Below are 17,311 nucleotides of genomic sequence, written 5' to 3' on the forward strand. Positions count from 1 at the left end.
CGGCATGCGTCTTCTTCGGTCCTCGGCGGTGGTCGGGCTTTTCACCATGGCCAGCCGGGTCCTCGGTCTCGTGCGCGAGATGATGCTGGCGGCGGCGCTGGGCGCGGGCGCGGTTACTGACGTCTTCCTGACAGCGCTGCAATTTCCCAATCTTTTCCGGCGGATCTTCGCCGAAGGCGCGTTCAACGCAGCCTTCGTGCCGCTCTATGCCGGCAAGCTGGAGGCTGACGGTCTGACCGAGGCCCAGCTGTTTGCCCGCCAGGTCCTGTCGGTCCTCCTGACAGCCATGCTGGTCCTGGTGGTTGCGGCGCAACTGGTCATGCCCTGGCTGATGTATGCGCTGGGGCCGGGTTTCGTCGGAGATACGGACCTGTTCGGTCTGGCGGTCCTCCTGACACAAATCACCATGCCCTACCTCATGATGATGTCGCTCAGCGCCATGCTCAGCGGTGTCCTCAATTCCCACGGCAAGTTTGCCGTTGCCGCTGCCGCACCGGTCCTGCTCAATCTCACCCTGATCGGCATCCTCGCCTTTTCCCCGGCAGAGGGCGGAGAGCTGGCGCTCTGGCTGTCAGTCGGTGTCAGTATATCGGGTGTGGCCCAGCTGATCTGGCTGTGGGCGGCAACGCGGGCGACCGGGGTCCGGCTGTCGGTGCGCCTGCCGAAGCTCAGCCCGGATGTGAAGCGGCTGATCGTACTCGGCGTGCCTGGAGCGATGGCGGCCGGTGTCACCCAGATCAATATCCTCGTCACTTCCTCCATTGCAACGCTGCAGGAGGGTGCTCGGTCCTGGCTCTACTATGCCGACCGTCTCTACCAGCTGCCGCTGGGCGTGGTGGGCATCGCGATGGGTGTCGTGCTGCTGCCGACGCTGAGCGCGCGCCTGCGGGCCGGCGACCTGCCGGCGGCGGGCAATGCGATGAACCGCGCGCTGGAGATTTCCATGGCGCTGACCCTGCCCGCCGCGGCAGCACTGGCGGCGATCCCGGTCTTTATCGCCACCGGCATCTACGAGCGCGACGCCTTCACGCCCCAGGATGCCGAAATGGTCGCCCAGGCGCTGATCGCCTTTGCGGCCGGTCTGCCCGCCTTTGTGCTGATCAAGGTGCTCTCGCCCGGCTTCTTTGCGCGCCAGGACACGATGACGCCCATGAAGTTCGCGACGGTCGGCGTGGTGATCAATCTCGCGCTGGGGCTGACGCTCTTCTTCGGACCGCTGGGCTTTGCCGGGCTCGCCATCGCCACTTCGGTCGCGGGCTGGGTCAACACGCTGCTGCTTGCGGTGACGCTGCACCGGCGCGGCCTGTTCGAGCCGGATGCCCGCCTGCTGAACCGCTTGCCGCGCATTGTCGTGGCCAGTGCGATCATGGCCGGCTTTCTGCTGCTGGCGCACCGGAACCTCGGCTGGCTCTATCCCTGGCTGTTCAATTCGACCCTCCTGGTGCTAGCCGTGGTATGCGCGGCAGGCCTTGTCGTGTTCGCGCTTGCCGCGGTTCTGACCGGTGCCCTGCGCCTGTCCGAAGTGCGCACGGCGCTCAAGCGCTCTTGAGGCGCGGGCTCCGGCTGGGTAAGACGCGCCGTCCGACCCTTTTCTGCCAAGGCATGATCCCATGAGCGAAACGCCCACCGACTACACCGGTCCCAAGCGCATCTTTTCCGGCATGCAGCCCACCGGCCGCCTGCATCTCGGTAATTATCTGGGTGCGCTGAAGAACTGGGTGGCGCTGCAGGATGAGGGTGATGCCGAGTGCATCTATTGCGTGGTCGACATGCACGCGATCACCATGCCGCACGATCCCAAGGCCCTGCCCGGCGCCGTGCGCGCTGCGGCCGCGGCATATATCGCGGCGGGTGTGAACCCGGACAAGAGCATCATCTTTGCCCAGTCTGCTGTCTCCGCACATGCCGAACTGGCCTGGATCTTCAACTGCGTGGCGCGTCTGGGCTGGGCCGAGCGCATGACCCAGTTCAAGGACAAGGGCGGCAAGGACAAGGAGCGCGCCTCCGTCGGCCTGCTGACCTATCCCGTGCTGCAGGCGGCCGACATTCTCGCCTACAAGGCGACGCATGTGCCGGTCGGCGAGGACCAGAAGCAGCATCTCGAGCTGTGCCGCGATATCGCTGCGCGCTTCAATCGCGACTATGGCGATGGCGAGGCCTTTTTCCCGCTGACCGAGCCGGTGATCCAGGGCCCGGGCGCGCGCATCATGAGCTTGCGCGACGGGACGGCGAAAATGTCCAAGTCCGACGTGTCGGACAATTCGCGCATCAATCTGGAAGATGATGCCGACACGATCGCCCGCAAGATCAAGAAGGCAAAGACCGATCCCGAGCCGCTGCCGGAAACGGTGGAAGGCCTGGAAACCCGTGCCGAAGCATCCAATCTGGTCGGCATCTATGCCGCGCTGACCGGCAAGACCAAGGCGGATGTGCTGGCCGAGTTCGGCGGTCAGGGTTTCGGCGCCTTCAAGCCGGCGCTGGCGGATGTGGCCGTGGAATATCTCGCGCCGATCTCGCAGGAATTCCGCCGGCTGATCGCGGATCAGGCCGAGATCGACCGCATCCTGACAAAAGGCGCCGAGCAGGCCGATGTGATCGCCGCTCCGATCCTCAAGGAAACCAAGGAAATCATCGGTTTTTGGCACTAAAATCGATCCATTCATCAACCAAGATCGCGATGAAATGGTTCAGGCGGACAATTCGCCGCATGGCGGGCCTTTCCAAGGCGCGGTCCTGTAGCGGCTGGAGGACTTCAATGAAGCACTATGCCCTGATTGCAGCCGCAGGCCTCGCCCTGACAGCCTGCAGCGACCCGGCCGAAGACACCGCCACCCGGGATAGCGCCATGGACCATGGCGGGATGGATCTCGCGGCACCTGCTGAAACGGCTGACGCGGCCGCGCCGTTGCCTGATGACGGCATCGCCCCGGTGGTCGAGATTAGCGACGCCTGGATCCGGCCGCATCCGCAGGGCCGCGACGTGACGGCGGCCTATTTCACGGCGACGCTCGCGCAGGGCCATGCCGATCGCCTCATCGAGGCGCGCATGGACGGTGCCGGCCATATCGAGCTGCACACCCACACCATGAATGACGAAGGCATGATGCAGATGCGCCAGGTGGGTCCGCAGGACATCACCGATGCCGGCGCGCTGGCCTTCGCGCCGGGCGGGCTGCACCTGATGGTGTTCGGCATGGACCCGGTCGCCGAGGGCGATGCTGTCACCGGCACGCTCGTCTTCGAACGGGCCGGCGAGGTCGCGGTCACCTTCCAGGCGCGCAATACGGCACCGGGCGGGCATTCCGGCCACTAGCAGCCGTCAGGCCGGGTCCGGTTCGCGCTTTGTCGCGGGCCGGGCATAGGTTTCCGGATCATAGGGTTTCGGGCCGCGCGGCCAGAACAGGCGGGTCAGCCAGACGCCCGCCACCACCCCGGCGATCAGGAACAGGCCGGTCGGCTGTTCGCGCACCAGGAAGAGCAGGGCGAAGAAGAACAGGCTGATCCCGGTCAGCGCCAGGCCCAGTCCGAACATCACGAACAGGAAAACCATCGACGAGCCTTCGATGAAGCGGATGCCGTCGCGATAGGGCAGCAAGGCCAGGTGCAGCTCGCGCAGCAGGGCGCTGAATGTGTCGGCTGCAGGCTCCCAGTGGCCCACGCCCGTCCAGCGCATCGAGCCGAACACCGTCTCTTCTCCCTGTGTATCGGTGACACGGCAGACGACCTGGCTCTGCTGGCCGGCCATTTCGACGCTCAGCCGTACCTGGGCGATATCGGCCAGCTCGACCTGGCCGGCTGCGGCGTTCCCGTCCTCGCCGCGCCAGACCAGCGCCTTGTCGGTCAGGCCGAAAATTCTGGCCGGTGTCGCGGCATTGCGCCGGTCCCGATGTTCGTTTGCAGACATGCGCCCTCCCTTGCCCGCGCGGTGTTAGCAGCATTCTCTGGACGAGTCGCCCGCGAGACGCCAAACTCCGTTCCCATGCCTCAGAGCTCACGCAAATTCCTGGTCGTGGCCGACGACAGCAATGAGTGCCGGACGGCACTCTACTTCGCCGCCCGCCGCGCCGTGTCGACCGGTGCCCATGTCGCTATTCTGGCAACGCATGAGCCCAGCGACTTCAATCACTGGATCGGCGTCGCCGAGACCGCCAAGCGCGAGGCGGAAACCGCCGCCGAGACGCTGCTGGAATCCATGGCCGAGGATGCCGAGGCCGTGACCGGCGAGCGTCCGGAACTTCTCCTGCGTGAGGGTGATCGCCGGACCGTGCTGGCCCGTCTTCTGGAGGAAGATCCGCTGATCTCGCTCCTCGTGCTGGCGGCCTCCTCCTCGAGCGAAGGCCCCGGCCCGCTGGTGACGGCGCTGGCGCGCGGCCGCGGCCTGTTCGACAGCCGTGCGGTGCCCGTGACCGTGGTGCCCGGCGACATGGATCCGGCGGAAATCGACGCGCTTGTGTGAAACCCACACGCCGATCATGGTTGAAAGCCGCGGCCGGGTGGGCCAAGTGACGGGCAGGAGACCCGAACCATGTTCATCCAGACTGAAGCCACGCCCAATCCCAACACGCTGAAATTCCTGCCGGGCCGGGAAATCTCGCCCGACCAGCCGCGGGAATTCGAGAATGCCGAGGACGCCGAGGCGTCGCCGCTGGCGGCCGATCTCTTCTTGGTCGACGGCGTGAGCGGTGTGTTTTTCGGCGAGGACTTCGTCGCCGTCACCAAGACCGACGATTATGAGTGGGATCATATCAAGCCCTTCCTGCTGGGCGCGATCATGGACGGGCTGCAGTCGGGCCGTCCGCTGTTCGAGACGTCGCAGAGCGGGGTCGATCATGCCGAATACGATGGCGCCGATGCCGAGGTTGTGAAGGAGATCATCGATCTCATCGACACCCGTGTCCGCCCCGCCGTGGCGCGCGATGGCGGCGATATCCTGTTCCATTCCTATGTTGCCGACAGCGGTCTCGTGCGCCTGCGCATGCGCGGCGCCTGCTCGGGCTGCCCGTCCTCGACGATGACGCTGAAGGCCGGGATCGAGAACCTGCTGCGCCACTACATCCCCGAAATCCAGGGCGTGGAAGCCGTCGAATAACGGTTTCCGCTCGCCGGAAAGACTTTTTCCAGTGCGGAAATTCAAAAGCCGCTCGGCCCGGATTATGGTCCGGCCGAACTGGTTATTCGCACAGGAGCGACCCCATGGCTGACGAATTGTCGCGCAAGCCCACCCATAACGATCCGATTGGCGAGGCCGCGCTGAAGCAGATCCTGCTGGATGCCCGCACCTATAATGATTTCGACGAGACCCGCCCGGTCCCGGCCGAGACGCTGAAAGAACTCTACGACACGGTCCGCATGGGCCCGACGAGCGCCAATTCCTCGCCGGCGCGCTTTCTCTTCCTGACCACGCCCGAAGCCAAGGCCCGGCTGGAACCGCACCTGTCGGAAGGCAACCGGGCCAAGACGATGAAAGCGCCGGTCACGGTGGTGCTCGCCTGGGATACCGAGTTCTATGACAAGGTGCCCCAGCTGATGCCGCACAATCCCGGTGCCCGCGACTGGTTCACCGCCCCGGCCTCCACGATCGACAATGGCAAGCGGAATGCCGTGCTGCAGGGCGCCTATCTGATCATCGCGGCCCGCGCGCTGGGCCTCGATACCGGGCCGATGACCGGGTTCGAGAATGACGGTCTGGACAAGGAATTCTTCCTCGACGATCCGGAAATGAAGACCTGGCGGTCCGACTTCCTGGTCAATCTGGGCTATGGCACGACGAAGAACCTCTTCCCGCGCCTGCCGCGCCTGGACTTCGACGAGGCCGCGAAAATCCTCTAAAGGGCTGGCATGACCCTGCTGGCCATCGATACCACCGGTCCGGACTGTGCCGTCGCGCTGCGCGTGGATGGCCGGCCGGACCGCGTCCTTTGCGAACGGATCGGCCGCGGCCATGCCGAGCGCCTGGCGCCGATGGTCGAGCAGATCCTGGCCGATGCTGGTATCACGCCCCGCGAGCTGACGCGGATCGGTGTGACGATCGGTCCGGGCAGTTTTGCCGGCACCCGGGTCGGCACGGCCTTCGCCCGCGGTCTTGCCCTGGCGACCGGTGCGGTGGCCATCGGCATCGGCAATCTCGCCGTGATCGCCCGTCAGCTTGAGGACGTGCGCCCCTTGGCAGTCCTGCACGACGCCAAGCGCGGCGAGGTCATCCTGCAGGTCTGGGCGGGACCGGAAGCCTCCGGGCCGCTGCGCCTCACCGTCGATGCGGTGCCTGCACACCTCGAAGTCTTGGCTCTGAACGGTCTTGTGCTCGCAGGGTCGGGCGCAGCGCTTGTCGATCCGGCCGGCATGGATGTCCGCGATGTCACCGCGCTCGACCTTCACGCCCTGCTCGACCTGGTGGCCGAGGCAGATCCTGCGCAGGCACCGGCCTCGCCCTTCTATGCCCGCCCGCCGGACGCCAAGCTGCCGGGCGGGATCGCGCCGGCATGAGCGTCGCCATCGAGCGCGCCGGGGCGGAGGCCGCCGGCGAGCTGGCGGCGCTCCACGCAGCCTGTTTCGCCGCGCCCTGGTCGGAACGCGAATTCGCCTCTCTTCTTCAGACGGCCGGCGTGACGGCGCTGATCCTGCGCGGGGATGGCGAGGCGCGGGGCCTGGTTGTCGTGCGCCAGGCGCTCGACGAGGCGGAAATCCTGACCATCGGCATTGCGCCGCACGCCCGGGTCTCCGGCCGCGGCGGACAATTGCTTGCCGCCGCCCAGGACGGGCTGATGCAGGCAGGCTGCAGCAGGGTTTTCCTCGAGGTTTCGGTCGCCAACACGGCGGCGCAAAAGCTCTATGCCCGGGCCGGTTACCGGCAGGTGGGGCGGCGCAAGGCCTACTATGCAGACGGGACCGATGCGCTTGTCCTTGAAAAATGGCTGCGCGAAGATGGACAAACCCCGGCGTGAACGCCTATCTCTGCGATATCAAGGACGAGGACGATGATGCCTGACCGTATCGAACAGATCTGCATCGCGAAGGGACTTCGCATGACCGATCAGCGCCGGGTCATCGCCCGCGTGCTGTCGTCTTCCGACGATCATCCGGATGCCGAAGAACTGCATCGCCGGGCGTCGGCGGAAGATCCGCGGATCTCGCTGGCCACGGTCTACCGCACGGTCCGCCTGTTCGAGGAAGCCGGCATTATCGAGCGGCACGACTTCCGCGACGGAAGGTCGCGCTATGAGGAAGTCGGCGACGAGCATCACGACCACCTGATCGACCTGAAGACAGGCGAAGTCGTGGAATTCGTCAATGAAGAGATCGAACGCCTGCAGGAAGCGATCGCGCGCAAGCTGGGCTACAAGCTTGTCGATCACCGTCTGGAGCTTTACGGCGTGCCCCTGAAGGGCGCCGAGGACTAGGGCGTCCGCCTCCCGCAGGAGACGTCATGTCCGCCCGCAAGCCCGGCAAGCACGCTTTCATCTTCATTTTCATCACCGTGCTGATCGACATGATCGGCATCGGGCTGATCATGCCTGTCATGCCGGCCCTGATCGAGGATGTGACCGGGCTGGAAGCCAACAATGCGGTGGTTCTGGGCGCCTGGCTGACCGCCAGCTATGCCGGCATGCAGTTCATCTTCGCGCCGATCGTCGGCGGCCTGTCCGACCGGTTCGGCCGCAAGCGCGTTCTGCTCGCCGCGCTCGCCGGTTTCACGCTCGACTACACGATGATGGGCTTTGCCCCGCATTTCTGGCTGCTGCTGATCGGCCGCATCCTGGCTGGCGTGTTCGGCGCCAGCTATTCCACCGCCAACGCCTACATCGCCGACATCACACCGGCCCATGAACGCGCCGGACGGTTCGGCATGATGGGTGCGGCTTTCGGCATCGGCTTCATCCTGGGCCCGGCGATAGGCGGGCTGCTGGGCGAGCATTTCGGTCCGCGCGCGCCCTTCTTTGCGGCCGGCATCCTGGCCGGGCTGAACCTGATCTACGGCCTGTTCGTGCTGCCCGAGACGCTGGCGCCGGAAAACCGCCGCACCTTCTCGATCCGCCGCGCCAACCCGCTGGGCTCGCTCATGCAGATGCGCGCCTATCCGGCTGTTCTGGTGATGATGGGCGCGGTCTTCCTGATGCTGCTCGGCCATGCCGTCTATCCGGCTGTCTGGTCCTACTATACCGACTTCAAGTTCGGCTGGACCGCGGGCGATATCGGCCTGTCGCTGATGGCCGTCGGGCTGACGACGGCGCTGGTTCAGGGCGGGCTGACCCGCATTCTCGTGCCGAAGCTGGGCGAGTGGCGGGCCATCGCGGTCTCGCTTTCGCTGGCCGTGTGCTCCTACGCCGCCTACGGCCTGGCGACCAGCGGCTGGATGGTCTATCCGATCATCGTCTTCGGCGCGCTGGCCGGGATCGGCCAGCCGGCATTGCAGGGCGTGATCTCCCGCATCGTGCCGGCCAATGCCCAGGGCGAGCTGCAGGGGGCGATGACCTCGATGCAGAGCCTGTCGATGATTATCGGGCCGCTGATCATGTCGCGCATGTTCGAGGGCTTTACCGGCGCCGATGCGCCCTTTGTCTTCGCCGGCGCGCCCTTCCTTCTGGCCTCGGCGCTGACGATTGTCGCGCTCTTCCTGGCGCTCAGCGCCAAGCGGCACGATCCGGGCACGCATGAACTGCCGTCCCAGGAGACTGTTCCGGAAGGCGCCGTCAAGGCGGAATAGTCTTGCGGGCCTTGCCTATCGGCCCCATTTCCATCATAACGCCCCGCTTCCCGGCCGCGGGCCGGATGACGCTGATTGGGTGAACCGCCGGATGCGGTTTTGAAGGTTTCATGAGTTCGACGCGCAAACGTCTCTTCATCAAGACTTACGGCTGCCAGATGAATGTCTACGATTCCGAACGGATGAGAGACGTGCTGGCCCCGCTTGGCTATGAGCCGGCGGAAGAGCCCGATGGCGCCGATCTGGTGATCCTGAACACCTGCCACATCCGCGAGAAGGCCGCCGAGAAAGTCTATTCCGAACTGGGCCGCCTGCGCCCGCTGAAGGAAGAGAAGGCGGCATCTGGCGGCATGACGATCGCCGTGGCGGGTTGTGTCGCCCAGGCCGAGGGCGCGGAAATCATGAAGCGCGCACCGGTCGTCGATCTCGTTGTCGGACCGCAGACCTATCACAAGCTTCCCGAACTGATCGCCCAGGCGCATCGCGCCCGCGGCGAGGCGCTGGATACCGAGTTCGAGGTCGAGGACAAGTTCGACCGCCTCGCCGGCGAGCGCCAGGTCGAGGGCTATTCCGCCTTCGTCACCGTGCAGGAGGGCTGTGACAAGTTCTGCACCTTCTGTGTTGTGCCCTATACGCGCGGTGCGGAATGGTCGCGCCCCGTCGACCAGATCGTTGCTGAAGTGCGCGGCTTGGCGGCCAAGGGCGTGCGCGAAGTCACGCTGCTGGGCCAGAACGTCAATGCCTTCCACGGCGCGCCGCCGTCCGGCCGCGAGGCCGACGGTGCCTGGGGGCTGGGGCAATTGGTGCGTCATATCGCCCTGATCGGCGGTATCGAGCGCATCCGCTTCACCACCTCGCATCCGCGCGACATGGATGACGACCTGATCGCGGCCTTTGCCGACGAACCCAAGCTGATGCCCTATTTCCACCTGCCGGTGCAGGCAGGCTCGGACAAGATCCTCAAGGCCATGAACCGTCAGCACACGGCGGCGGAATACATCGCCATCATCGAGCGTCTGCGGGCCGCCCGGCCGGATATCGCGATTTCCGGCGACATGATTGTCGGCTTCCCCGGCGAGACCGATGCCGATTTCGAGGCCACCCTCGATCTGGTGCGCGAGGTGAATTACGCCTCCTGCTTCTCCTTCAAGTATTCGCGCCGTCCGGGCACGCCCGGGGCTGCGATGATGGGCCAGATCGACGAGGCCGTGAAAGGCGAGCGCCTGGCCGTGCTGCAGGATCTGCTCAATGCCCAGCAGGTCGCTTTCAACGAAAGCCAGATCGGCCGCACCCTGCCGGTCCTGTTCGAGAAAGCCGGCCGCCAGGACGGGCAATTGCACGGCCGCAGCCCCTATCTGCAGGCCGTCCATGTCGAGGCGCCGGCCGAAATGATCGGCCATATCGGCCAGGTCGTTATCGAACGTGCCAGCCGCAACGCGCTGGCCGGGCGTCTGGCGGGCGGAGAACGGAGCGCGGCGTGAGTTCAGCCAAGACACCGCCCCGCAACCGGGCCACCAAGCCGCGGCGCGAAGCCTCGGAAACGGTTTTTTTCGACGACAAGGAACGCCTGCGCGGCATGGCCGGCGCTGGCGACCGCTTCCTGATCCTGATCGAGCAGGAACTGGGTGTACGCCTGTCGGCGCCCGGCGGCGGCCAGATCGTCATCACGGCCGGCGACGGCGCGGCGCGCGACGAAGCCAAGCGCGTGCTCAAGCGGCTCTATGCCTCGCTGGAACACGGGCTGACCTGTGACGAGGCCGCCGTGCGCGCCGCCCTGCGCCTGCGCGACACCGACGAGCGCGCCGGCGAGAACGAGGATGGCGTGATCCGCGTGCCGCGCGGTTCCAGCCTGATTGCCCGCACCGAAGGCCAGCGCGAATACGTGCGCGCGCTGAAGAATGACAAGGCCTATGACCTGATTTTCGGCGTCGGCCCGGCCGGTACCGGCAAGACGCTGCTGGCGGTCGCCTATGGTGCTTCCCTGCTGGTCCAGCGCAAGGTCGAGAAGCTGATCATCACCCGTCCTGCCGTCGAGGCCGGCGAGAAGCTGGGCTTCCTGCCGGGCGATCTGACCGAGAAGGTCGATCCCTATCTCCTGCCGGTCTGGGATGCGTTGGCCGACACGCTGGGGCGACACCAGCTTGAAAAGATGCGCGAGGATGGCCGGATCGAGGTCGCTCCGCTCGCCTTCATGCGCGGCCGCACGCTCAATCGCGCCTTTGTCATCGTCGACGAGGCGCAGAACACGTCAAAGCCGCAGATGCAGATGGTGCTGACCCGCCTGGGCGAAGGCTCGCGCATGGCGGTGACCGGCGATCCCAGCCAGATCGACCTGCATCCGCGCGAACCGTCCGGCCTCGGCCATGCGCTGGGCATCCTGTCGGAGACGAAGGGTGTTGCCATCTGCCGGTTTTCGCGTGTTGATGTGGTCCGGCACGATCTGGTGGCCCGGATCGTGGAAGCCTATGAGGACGATGCGCGCCGCGTAAGCGGCACGGCGAAACCGGACCGATGAACGCTGTCGACCTGATCGTTGAGGACGAAGCCTGGAACGGGCTTGAGGGCAAGACCCGTCTCGCCGAGCAAGCCGTTGAAGCCGTCTGCGAAGAACTCGACGAACGCAGCCCGGGCGTGGTGGCTATCCTGCTCACCGGCGACGAGGCTGTGGCGGCCCTGAATGCCGAATTCCGTGGCCGGGAAGGGCCCACGAATGTGCTCTCCTTCCCCTCCGGCGGTCATGCCGACAATCATCTCGGCGATATTGCCCTGGCCGCCGGTGTTGTGGCGCGCGAGGCGCAGGCGCGCGAAATCGCGCTCGCCGATCACCTGCGGCATCTTATCATCCATGGATTCCTGCATTTGCAGGGGTATGATCACCAGGATGATGACGAGGCTGAAATCATGGAAGGTCTGGAGCGGCGTGCGCTGGCCAGACTGGGGGTGGCTGATCCCTATGCCGCCTGAGCGACAATTTCCCGATCGAAGACACAATGGCTGACAATCCTACCACGCCGGGCCCGGAGGGCCGCTCCTGGTTCCGGCGCATTCTGGGTAAAAGCGGTCAAACTCCCGTCGCACCGGCCGCCGCACCGGCGGCCCCGGCTTCGCCGCAACTCTCCATCGAGGCGGATGCGCTGGACCTGCTGCGCGTCGCCGATGTGATGGTGCCGCGCGCCGACATTGTCGGCGTCGAGGTCTCCACCCCGCTCGACGAGCTGGCGCAGCGTTTCGCCGAAGCCGCCCATTCGCGCCTGCCGATCTACCGCGAAACGCTGGACGATCCGGTCGGGGTCGCACACATCAAGGACGTGGTCGGCCATCTCGCACCGAGCGAGGATGGCGAGCGCCTGCCCGGCTGGCTGCAAAAACAGATACTGCCCGCCATCAGCCGCCCGCTCCTCTTCGCCCCGCCCTCCATGCGCGCCAGCGATCTGCTGCGCCGCATGCAGGGCCGCCGCATGCACATGGCGCTGGTGGTCGACGAGTATGGCGGCACCGACGGGCTGGTGACGCTGGAAGATCTGATCGAACCGATTGTCGGCGATATCGAGGACGAGCATGACGACGAGGATTCGCCGGCCATCCTCGCCCGCGGTCCCGGCGTCTGGGATGTCGATGCGCGGGCCGAGATCGACGATTTCGAAGCCGTCGTCGGCGAGGAAATCGCCGCCGAGGACGAGGACGAGGATGTCGACAGCCTCGGCGGGCTGGTCTTCACCCTGATCGGCCGGGTGCCCGAGCGCGGCGAAGTGATCCGTCACCCCACCGGCTATGAGTTCGAGGTGATCGAGGCCGACAGCCGCCGCATCAAGCGGATGCGTGTCCGCGCCGCGCATCGCAAGCCCAAGCCCGCGGCCACGCCGCCGGCAGAGGGAGCCGGACCCGCATCATGAACTGGCGCCGGCTCGCTCTCTGGCGTCCGCGGGCCTGGCTGGCCGCCCGTCAGGGCTGGCGGCATCTCGCCGTGGTCTTTGCAGCCGGCGCCCTGTCGGCGACCGCGATGGCGCCGCTGCATTTCTGGCCGGCCCTGGCGGTTGGCCTGTGTGTGCTGGTGTGGAGCCTGGACGGCGCCCGGCGTCACCCGAAACGCACCCTGGCCGGCTTCCTGCGCGGTTTCGTCTTCGGCTTCGGCTATTTTCTCGCCGGCACCTACTGGATCGCCTTTGCCTTCCTGACCCGCGGCGAGGGCTATGGCTTCATGGTGCCGGTGGCCGTGCCGGCCTTTGCGGCCATGCTGGCCGTGTTCTGGGGGATGGCCGGCGTGCTGCAGGCCTGGATCGCGCCGCGCCTGCCCTGGCGGGTGCTGGTCCTCGCCGCCGTGCTCACCGTGACCGAATGGCTGCGCGGGCATCTGTTCGGCGGCCTGCCCTGGAACCTGCCCGGCTATGCCTGGCCGGCCGGCGGGGCGATGAGCCAGGCGGCGGCCTGGTTCGGGATTTACGGCCTGTCCTTCCTGACGGTTTTTGCCCTGGCCTCCCCGGCGGCCGCCATCGGACGGCCCCTGCGCCTTGCGAGCCTGGCGCCGGTGATCGCCGGGGCGGTGATCGGCCTGATCGTGCTGTGCGGCGGGGCGCTGCGCCTGTCCGGCGCCGATGCGGGCTATCAGCCGGACATCCGGCTGCGTCTGGTTCATGCCGATATCCCGCAGCGCGCGAAATGGGCGCCGGGCGGGGCCGCCATGACGCGCGACCGCTATCTCGAACTGACCGGCGAGCCGGGGCTGGCGGACGTCACCCATGTCATCTGGCCCGAAGGCGCGCTGCCGGTTTTCATGCTGGAAGACGATGCGACGCTGGCCCTGATCGGCCAGCAATTGCGCGCCGGCCAGACCCTGGTTGCCGGCATCAACCGCCGCGCGGACAATGGCAATGGCGAATACGCCTACTACAACGCCCTGGTCGGCCTGCGCTTTCCCAATGGTTCGCCGCGGGTGGAGAGCCTGTACGACAAGGTGCGCCTGACGCCATTCAGCGAAATCGTGCCGCTGACCGGCCTTCTGCGTGCGGTCGGGCTGGACGAGTTTGCGCGCTACCAGTTCACGCCGGGACCGGGTGCAACGACGCTGGACCTGCCCGGCGCGCCGCCGGTGATGCCGCTGATCTGTTATGAGGCGATTTTCCCCGGCTTTGTCCGCGCCGCGGCCGACCGGCCGGCCTGGCTGCTCAACATTTCCAACGATGCCTGGTTCGGGGTGACGGCCGGGCCGCGGCAGCATTTCAACCAGGCGCGTTACCGGGCGATCGAGACCGGTGTGCCGATGATCCGCTCGGCTGCGCGGGGCGTGTCCGGCGTGGTCGATGCGCATGGCCGGACCCGGGTGGAAATTCCTCCGGGTGAGGAAGGTGTTCGCGATGTGAACCTTCCGAGGCCTGTGAGCGTTCCTCTATACGGGTGGTGGGGCGATGTGCCGGTCTGGATTGTTGTCCTGACAATTCTTTCCGGCGTTCTGATCCTGCGCCGCCGGGCGGTGGCCCGACTGCTGTCGATGCGAACATGAACTGAAAGTGATGTGAAATCACGCAAGGGTTGTGCTAGCATCATTGGGGCACCGCGGGGTGGCAAACCGGTAATGAGGTAATTGAATGCCCAAGGCGAATCCCAGAGGGCCCAACCCGATCGACGTCCATGTCGGCGCTCGGATCCGGTTGCGCCGCCAACTGGTCAAGATGAGTCAGGAAAAGCTCGGTGACGAACTGGGTGTCACCTTCCAGCAGGTCCAGAAATACGAGCGCGGCGCCAACCGCGTCGGCGCCAGCCGGCTCTACCGGCTGTCGCGCGTGCTGGACGTGCCTGTGCAGTTCTTCTTCGAAGGGCTGGGCGAACGTTCGGCCGCCACAGGCATGGCGGAAGGCGACCAGACGCCCGTCGTCTACGACTTCATCCAGAGCGCCGACGGTGTGTCGCTGGCCGAAGCCTTTTCGCGCATCCAGGACTCCAAGGTCCGGCGGCGCGTTCTGGAACTGGTCCGCACGCTGGCAAGCGAAGCCGATGAAGGCGCGCTCGCGCACTGAGGCGGCGGGTCTGCGACGCAAGGGATGTCAAGCGGTCGCAAAACCGCTAAATGCCCGCGCATGAGCAAGACCGCGAAACCGGACGCACCGGAATTCCGCCTGTATGGCCGTGCCCAGGGCAAGCCGCTCTCGGCACGCCAGCAGGGGCTGGTGGACGATCTCCTGCCGCGCATCGGCCTGCCTGAGAGCGGGCCGGTGGACGCGGCTGTCCTGTTGCCGCACTGCCGCCGGCAGGTGCTGGAAATCGGCTTTGGCGGCGGCGAGCATCTCGCTGCCCAGGCCGCCCGTGCGCCGGACACCGGCTTTATCGGCATCGAGCCCTTCCTCAACGGCGTCGCCAAGGCGCTGACCTATATCGACGAACAGGGGCTGGACAATGTCCGCCTGGCCCGCGCCGATGCGCGCGAGCTGCTGCCGCGCTTTGCCGATGCCAGTCTCGACCGGATTTTCCTGCTCTTCCCGGACCCCTGGCACAAGAAGCGCCACGCCAAGCGCCGCTTTGTGCAGCAGACCACGCGCGACGCCTTCGCGCGCCTGCTCAAACCGGGCGGCCAGCTGCGCATTGCCACGGATGTGAAATCCTATGCCGACCACTGCATGAGCGAGTTCCGGCAGGATGACCGCTTTGTCTGGCAGGCTTCAAAAGCCGATGACTGGCGCATCGCCCCCGCCGACCACATCACCACCCGCTACGAAACCAAGGGCCTGGGCGACTGCGCGCCGGTGTTTATGGATTTCGTGCGGGTTTAGCGCGCTTGTCGTCCAAGCGTCGTCAGCTTCTTGTAGAATGCAACCAAATAGCGAAGTGCTTGTTGACTTATAGCAGAAGGTGATTCACGATTTGTTCGCGAATGTGCGGGTGCTTTGCTGAGGACGTGATGTATGAAACGGAACCTCAAAATTGCCTCACCGAGGTGTCGGAGTTGTGGTCGTTTCTGGTCGCCTGAAGCAGAGGTAGCTGCAGAAGGCGCCTACTGCTCGGAATGCCGTCCTGAAAGGCGCGCGAAGGCAAAAATCGCTCTTGATCTTAGAGAAATCAGAGATAGCGATCTTGTAGGCGGATATCTGTTGCCGCGAGGCCTTCGAGTTGCCTAAGGGCAAAGGAAGCCATGTAGGCCTTTTTCAGCATCGTGGCGGCCCACTATACCATCTGAGCCATCCAGTTTGCGTTGGCGCCCTGAGCTCAGTGGTTCGCTCCAGGCGCGCCATCGATGTTTTCGCGCTGAAATACGTTCCCACTCAGCGTGGATGGTGCGCTGACCCTTTGATCGCTCCCACTTTATCCTTTCAGGAGTGATATCCGTCGACCAGGTGTAGTCAGTCAGTAGCGATGCAATGCCGTTAAGCGCCTGCTGTGCGTTCTGATAACGTCGGCTCGGGTCGTCTGTGAGCATTTTTCGGACAAATCGTCGCCACTCTTTGGGAATATGGGGGAGCCAGCGTAGCTTTTCCGAAAAATCCCCGTCCCTTACGACCAGTTTCGGGGTGGGGCTCTCTTGGTACCAAGCTTCTCCATGGAGAAGCCTGTAGAGTGTCATGCCTAGCGCCCAGATGTCCGTCTTAGTGCTGGTCCCGGCACCGTGCCACACCTCATAAGCTATGTGGTCTGCGTAACCCGCTTGGGATCCATAACCCAAGACCAGTTCGTCCGTCACCAGCCCAAAATCACCGAGCTGTGCAACCCCACTCCCATCTATAAGAATGTTGGCCGGTTTAATGTCACGATGAAGCATCCCACGCTTATGAAGTGCACTAAGGCCGTGTAGGACTTGGGTTGCGACCCTCTTAACATCTCCGAGCGTCATTGGCCTGCGCTCAAACTGCGCTTGAAGAGAGCCGCCGGCGCAAAAATCCATGCATATCAATATGCTATTACCGTCGTCGGCTTCTACCACATAGTGTACCTTAACGACATTGCGGTGCTGTGCTCGCGACAGCTTCTGGGCTTCGCCCAAATGCTCCTTCCGATATCTCGCCCAAAGGGCATCGTCCAACGTGGCATTTCGGCGGAGTATCTTAACGGCTACTTGGCCATGCGCAGGATCTTCTGCTGCGTGTACCTGACCGAAGTGCCCATTCCCGATTTTATCTCCAACCTTGAGGTTGGATTTGAACTCCGACATCACTCATTCCTCGACGCGATCACAAGCATCACGGCTTCCCGGCTCATTTTTCGAAGGGATGTTCCAGAGGTGTTCTTTTTCCAGAAAGCATCATCATTGATGTAGTCGTCGACCTTCCGATCACCGTAGACACGACTAACCACGGCCTTCGAAACCTGTTTTACAGGGCATGTCGAAGCTGAGGCAGCTATTATGACGCCTCGCACTTCCGCAGCCTGAAGCAGACCGAGCTTGGCACTCATACCGCCCATAACAGCGCTCGCCTTTACAAGAACCCTGTCTACATTCGCTTCTTGCACATAGTCGGAACACTGCTGGTGCAGAACCTGATATGCATTCGAGCGATCGCCTTTCTGAAGCTTCCAGTTTCCGTCCTCTAGGATCGTAAGCGGTTCGTTCTCATTGTCCGGAATCTCGACGTCGACATAGAGGACTCCATCTTTTGAGGTGGTAAGGCCCAGGACGCGTTCAGACAT

At 64.8% G+C, this 17,311-nt stretch carries 20 protein-coding genes; 17 read left to right on the forward strand and 3 right to left on the reverse strand.

Annotation, left to right across the window (positions count from 1 at the left end; all coding sequences use genetic code 11):
• The first annotated feature begins 4 nt into the window (after positions 1-4).
• The 3 genes from murJ to ABJO18_RS13655 all read left to right on the forward strand — a co-directional run bounded on the left by murJ (position 5) and on the right by ABJO18_RS13655 (position 3,313).
• The gene (murJ, locus tag ABJO18_RS13645) at positions 5-1,549 is read left to right on the forward strand and encodes a murein biosynthesis integral membrane protein MurJ (protein ID WP_348506516.1); all 1,545 of its coding nucleotides are present in this window, start codon (positions 5-7) and stop codon (positions 1,547-1,549) included.
• 61 nt (positions 1,550-1,610) lie between these two features.
• Entirely contained in the window at positions 1,611-2,648 is a 1,038-nt protein-coding gene (trpS, locus tag ABJO18_RS13650; protein WP_348506514.1) for a tryptophan--tRNA ligase, read from the forward strand.
• Positions 2,649-2,755: 107 nt separating this feature from the next.
• The gene (locus ABJO18_RS13655; RefSeq protein ID WP_348506512.1) at positions 2,756-3,313 is read left to right on the forward strand and encodes a copper chaperone PCu(A)C; all 558 of its coding nucleotides are present in this window, start codon (positions 2,756-2,758) and stop codon (positions 3,311-3,313) included.
• A 6-nt stretch (positions 3,314-3,319) separates the two neighbouring features.
• On the opposite strand, the gene ABJO18_RS13660 is transcribed toward ABJO18_RS13655, so the two are convergent.
• A complete protein-coding gene (locus tag ABJO18_RS13660) occupies positions 3,320-3,904 on the reverse strand; it encodes a hypothetical protein (RefSeq protein WP_348506510.1) in 585 nt (194 codons plus the stop codon).
• Between the two features lie 75 nt (positions 3,905-3,979).
• Here ABJO18_RS13660 and ABJO18_RS13665 point away from each other — a divergent pair, with 75 nt between their 5' ends.
• The 14 genes from ABJO18_RS13665 (at position 3,980) to trmB (ending at position 15,462) form a co-directional block, all read left to right on the forward strand.
• Positions 3,980-4,456 (forward strand): universal stress protein, encoded by a 477-nt coding sequence (locus ABJO18_RS13665; RefSeq protein WP_348506508.1) that lies wholly within the window; start codon positions 3,980-3,982, stop codon positions 4,454-4,456.
• Positions 4,457-4,525: 69 nt separating this feature from the next.
• Complete coding sequence (locus ABJO18_RS13670; protein WP_271187979.1) at positions 4,526-5,089, forward strand: NifU family protein; 564 nt, start codon at positions 4,526-4,528, stop codon at positions 5,087-5,089.
• A gap of 104 nt (positions 5,090-5,193) precedes the next feature.
• Positions 5,194-5,829, forward strand: a complete 636-nt coding sequence (locus ABJO18_RS13675) for a malonic semialdehyde reductase (protein ID WP_348506506.1) — start codon at positions 5,194-5,196, stop codon at positions 5,827-5,829.
• 9 nt (positions 5,830-5,838) lie between these two features.
• A complete protein-coding gene (tsaB, locus tag ABJO18_RS13680) occupies positions 5,839-6,483 on the forward strand; it encodes a tRNA (adenosine(37)-N6)-threonylcarbamoyltransferase complex dimerization subunit type 1 TsaB (RefSeq protein ID WP_348506504.1) in 645 nt (214 codons plus the stop codon).
• Entirely contained in the window at positions 6,480-6,941 is a 462-nt protein-coding gene (gene rimI, locus ABJO18_RS13685; protein WP_348506502.1) for a ribosomal protein S18-alanine N-acetyltransferase, read from the forward strand. Before tsaB ends, rimI begins: the two co-directional genes overlap by 4 nt.
• Before the next feature lie 36 nt (positions 6,942-6,977).
• Positions 6,978-7,397: a Fur family transcriptional regulator gene (locus ABJO18_RS13690; RefSeq protein ID WP_271188021.1), complete on the forward strand. Its 420-nt coding sequence runs from the start codon at positions 6,978-6,980 to the stop codon at positions 7,395-7,397.
• 26 nt (positions 7,398-7,423) lie between these two features.
• A complete protein-coding gene (locus ABJO18_RS13695; protein WP_348506501.1) occupies positions 7,424-8,701 on the forward strand; it encodes a TCR/Tet family MFS transporter in 1,278 nt (425 codons plus the stop codon).
• A gap of 110 nt (positions 8,702-8,811) precedes the next feature.
• Positions 8,812-10,182, forward strand: coding sequence for a tRNA (N6-isopentenyl adenosine(37)-C2)-methylthiotransferase MiaB (gene miaB, locus ABJO18_RS13700; RefSeq protein ID WP_348506499.1), 1,371 nt, complete (start codon positions 8,812-8,814; stop codon positions 10,180-10,182).
• Positions 10,179-11,216 (forward strand): PhoH family protein, encoded by a 1,038-nt coding sequence (locus tag ABJO18_RS13705; RefSeq protein WP_348506497.1) that lies wholly within the window; start codon positions 10,179-10,181, stop codon positions 11,214-11,216. Before miaB ends, ABJO18_RS13705 begins: the two co-directional genes overlap by 4 nt.
• On the forward strand, positions 11,213-11,665 hold the full coding sequence (gene ybeY / locus ABJO18_RS13710; protein WP_348506495.1) for an rRNA maturation RNase YbeY: 453 nt from the start codon (positions 11,213-11,215) through the stop codon (positions 11,663-11,665). Before ABJO18_RS13705 ends, ybeY begins: the two co-directional genes overlap by 4 nt.
• Before the next feature lie 26 nt (positions 11,666-11,691).
• Positions 11,692-12,594 carry a hemolysin family protein gene (locus ABJO18_RS13715; RefSeq protein WP_348506493.1) on the forward strand — a complete coding sequence of 301 codons (903 nt, stop codon included), beginning with the start codon at positions 11,692-11,694 and terminating at the stop codon, positions 12,592-12,594.
• Positions 12,591-14,198 (forward strand): apolipoprotein N-acyltransferase, encoded by a 1,608-nt coding sequence (gene lnt / locus ABJO18_RS13720; protein WP_348506491.1) that lies wholly within the window; start codon positions 12,591-12,593, stop codon positions 14,196-14,198. Before ABJO18_RS13715 ends, lnt begins: the two co-directional genes overlap by 4 nt.
• Before the next feature lie 85 nt (positions 14,199-14,283).
• Positions 14,284-14,712: a helix-turn-helix transcriptional regulator gene (locus ABJO18_RS13725; protein WP_291881766.1), complete on the forward strand. Its 429-nt coding sequence runs from the start codon at positions 14,284-14,286 to the stop codon at positions 14,710-14,712.
• 60 nt (positions 14,713-14,772) lie between these two features.
• Positions 14,773-15,462, forward strand: coding sequence for a tRNA (guanosine(46)-N7)-methyltransferase TrmB (trmB, locus tag ABJO18_RS13730; RefSeq protein WP_348506489.1), 690 nt, complete (start codon positions 14,773-14,775; stop codon positions 15,460-15,462).
• Between the two features lie 341 nt (positions 15,463-15,803).
• Here trmB and ABJO18_RS13735 read toward each other — a convergent pair whose 3' ends face one another.
• Positions 15,804-16,835, reverse strand: a complete 1,032-nt coding sequence (locus ABJO18_RS13735; RefSeq protein WP_348506487.1) for a serine/threonine-protein kinase — start codon at positions 16,833-16,835, stop codon at positions 15,804-15,806.
• Positions 16,835-17,311: a hypothetical protein gene (locus ABJO18_RS13740; protein ID WP_348506485.1), complete on the reverse strand. Its 477-nt coding sequence runs from the start codon at positions 17,309-17,311 to the stop codon at positions 16,835-16,837. Before ABJO18_RS13740 ends, ABJO18_RS13735 begins: the two co-directional genes overlap by 1 nt.

Source organism: Maricaulis sp., assembly GCF_039978735.1.
In the GTDB taxonomy this organism is placed as follows: Bacteria; Pseudomonadota; Alphaproteobacteria; order Caulobacterales; family Maricaulaceae; genus Maricaulis.

Bases quoted from the DNA above. Each gene is read 5' to 3' on its own strand.
- ABJO18_RS13665 (WP_348506508.1), top strand. From the start codon at position 3,980: ATGCCTCAGAGCTCACGCAAATTCCTGGTCGTGGCCGACGACAGCAAT.
- ABJO18_RS13675 (WP_348506506.1), top strand. From the start codon at position 5,194: ATGGCTGACGAATTGTCGCGCAAGCCCACCCATAACGATCCGATTGGC.
- ABJO18_RS13660 (WP_348506510.1), bottom strand. From the start codon at position 3,904: ATGTCTGCAAACGAACATCGGGACCGGCGCAATGCCGCGACACCGGCC.
- rimI (WP_348506502.1), top strand. From the start codon at position 6,480: ATGAGCGTCGCCATCGAGCGCGCCGGGGCGGAGGCCGCCGGCGAGCTG.
- trpS (WP_348506514.1), top strand. From the start codon at position 1,611: ATGAGCGAAACGCCCACCGACTACACCGGTCCCAAGCGCATCTTTTCC.
- ABJO18_RS13690 (WP_271188021.1), top strand. From the start codon at position 6,978: ATGCCTGACCGTATCGAACAGATCTGCATCGCGAAGGGACTTCGCATG.
- ABJO18_RS13670 (WP_271187979.1), top strand. From the start codon at position 4,526: ATGTTCATCCAGACTGAAGCCACGCCCAATCCCAACACGCTGAAATTC.
- ABJO18_RS13725 (WP_291881766.1), top strand. From the start codon at position 14,284: ATGCCCAAGGCGAATCCCAGAGGGCCCAACCCGATCGACGTCCATGTC.
- ybeY (WP_348506495.1), top strand. From the start codon at position 11,213: ATGAACGCTGTCGACCTGATCGTTGAGGACGAAGCCTGGAACGGGCTT.
- ABJO18_RS13735 (WP_348506487.1), bottom strand. From the start codon at position 16,835: ATGTCGGAGTTCAAATCCAACCTCAAGGTTGGAGATAAAATCGGGAAT.
- ABJO18_RS13655 (WP_348506512.1), top strand. From the start codon at position 2,756: ATGAAGCACTATGCCCTGATTGCAGCCGCAGGCCTCGCCCTGACAGCC.
- lnt (WP_348506491.1), top strand. From the start codon at position 12,591: ATGAACTGGCGCCGGCTCGCTCTCTGGCGTCCGCGGGCCTGGCTGGCC.
- ABJO18_RS13695 (WP_348506501.1), top strand. From the start codon at position 7,424: ATGTCCGCCCGCAAGCCCGGCAAGCACGCTTTCATCTTCATTTTCATC.
- ABJO18_RS13740 (WP_348506485.1), bottom strand. From the start codon at position 17,311: ATGTCTGAACGCGTCCTGGGCCTTACCACCTCAAAAGATGGAGTCCTC.
- murJ (WP_348506516.1), top strand. From the start codon at position 5: ATGCGTCTTCTTCGGTCCTCGGCGGTGGTCGGGCTTTTCACCATGGCC.
- ABJO18_RS13715 (WP_348506493.1), top strand. From the start codon at position 11,692: ATGGCTGACAATCCTACCACGCCGGGCCCGGAGGGCCGCTCCTGGTTC.
- tsaB (WP_348506504.1), top strand. From the start codon at position 5,839: ATGACCCTGCTGGCCATCGATACCACCGGTCCGGACTGTGCCGTCGCG.
- miaB (WP_348506499.1), top strand. From the start codon at position 8,812: ATGAGTTCGACGCGCAAACGTCTCTTCATCAAGACTTACGGCTGCCAG.
- trmB (WP_348506489.1), top strand. From the start codon at position 14,773: ATGAGCAAGACCGCGAAACCGGACGCACCGGAATTCCGCCTGTATGGC.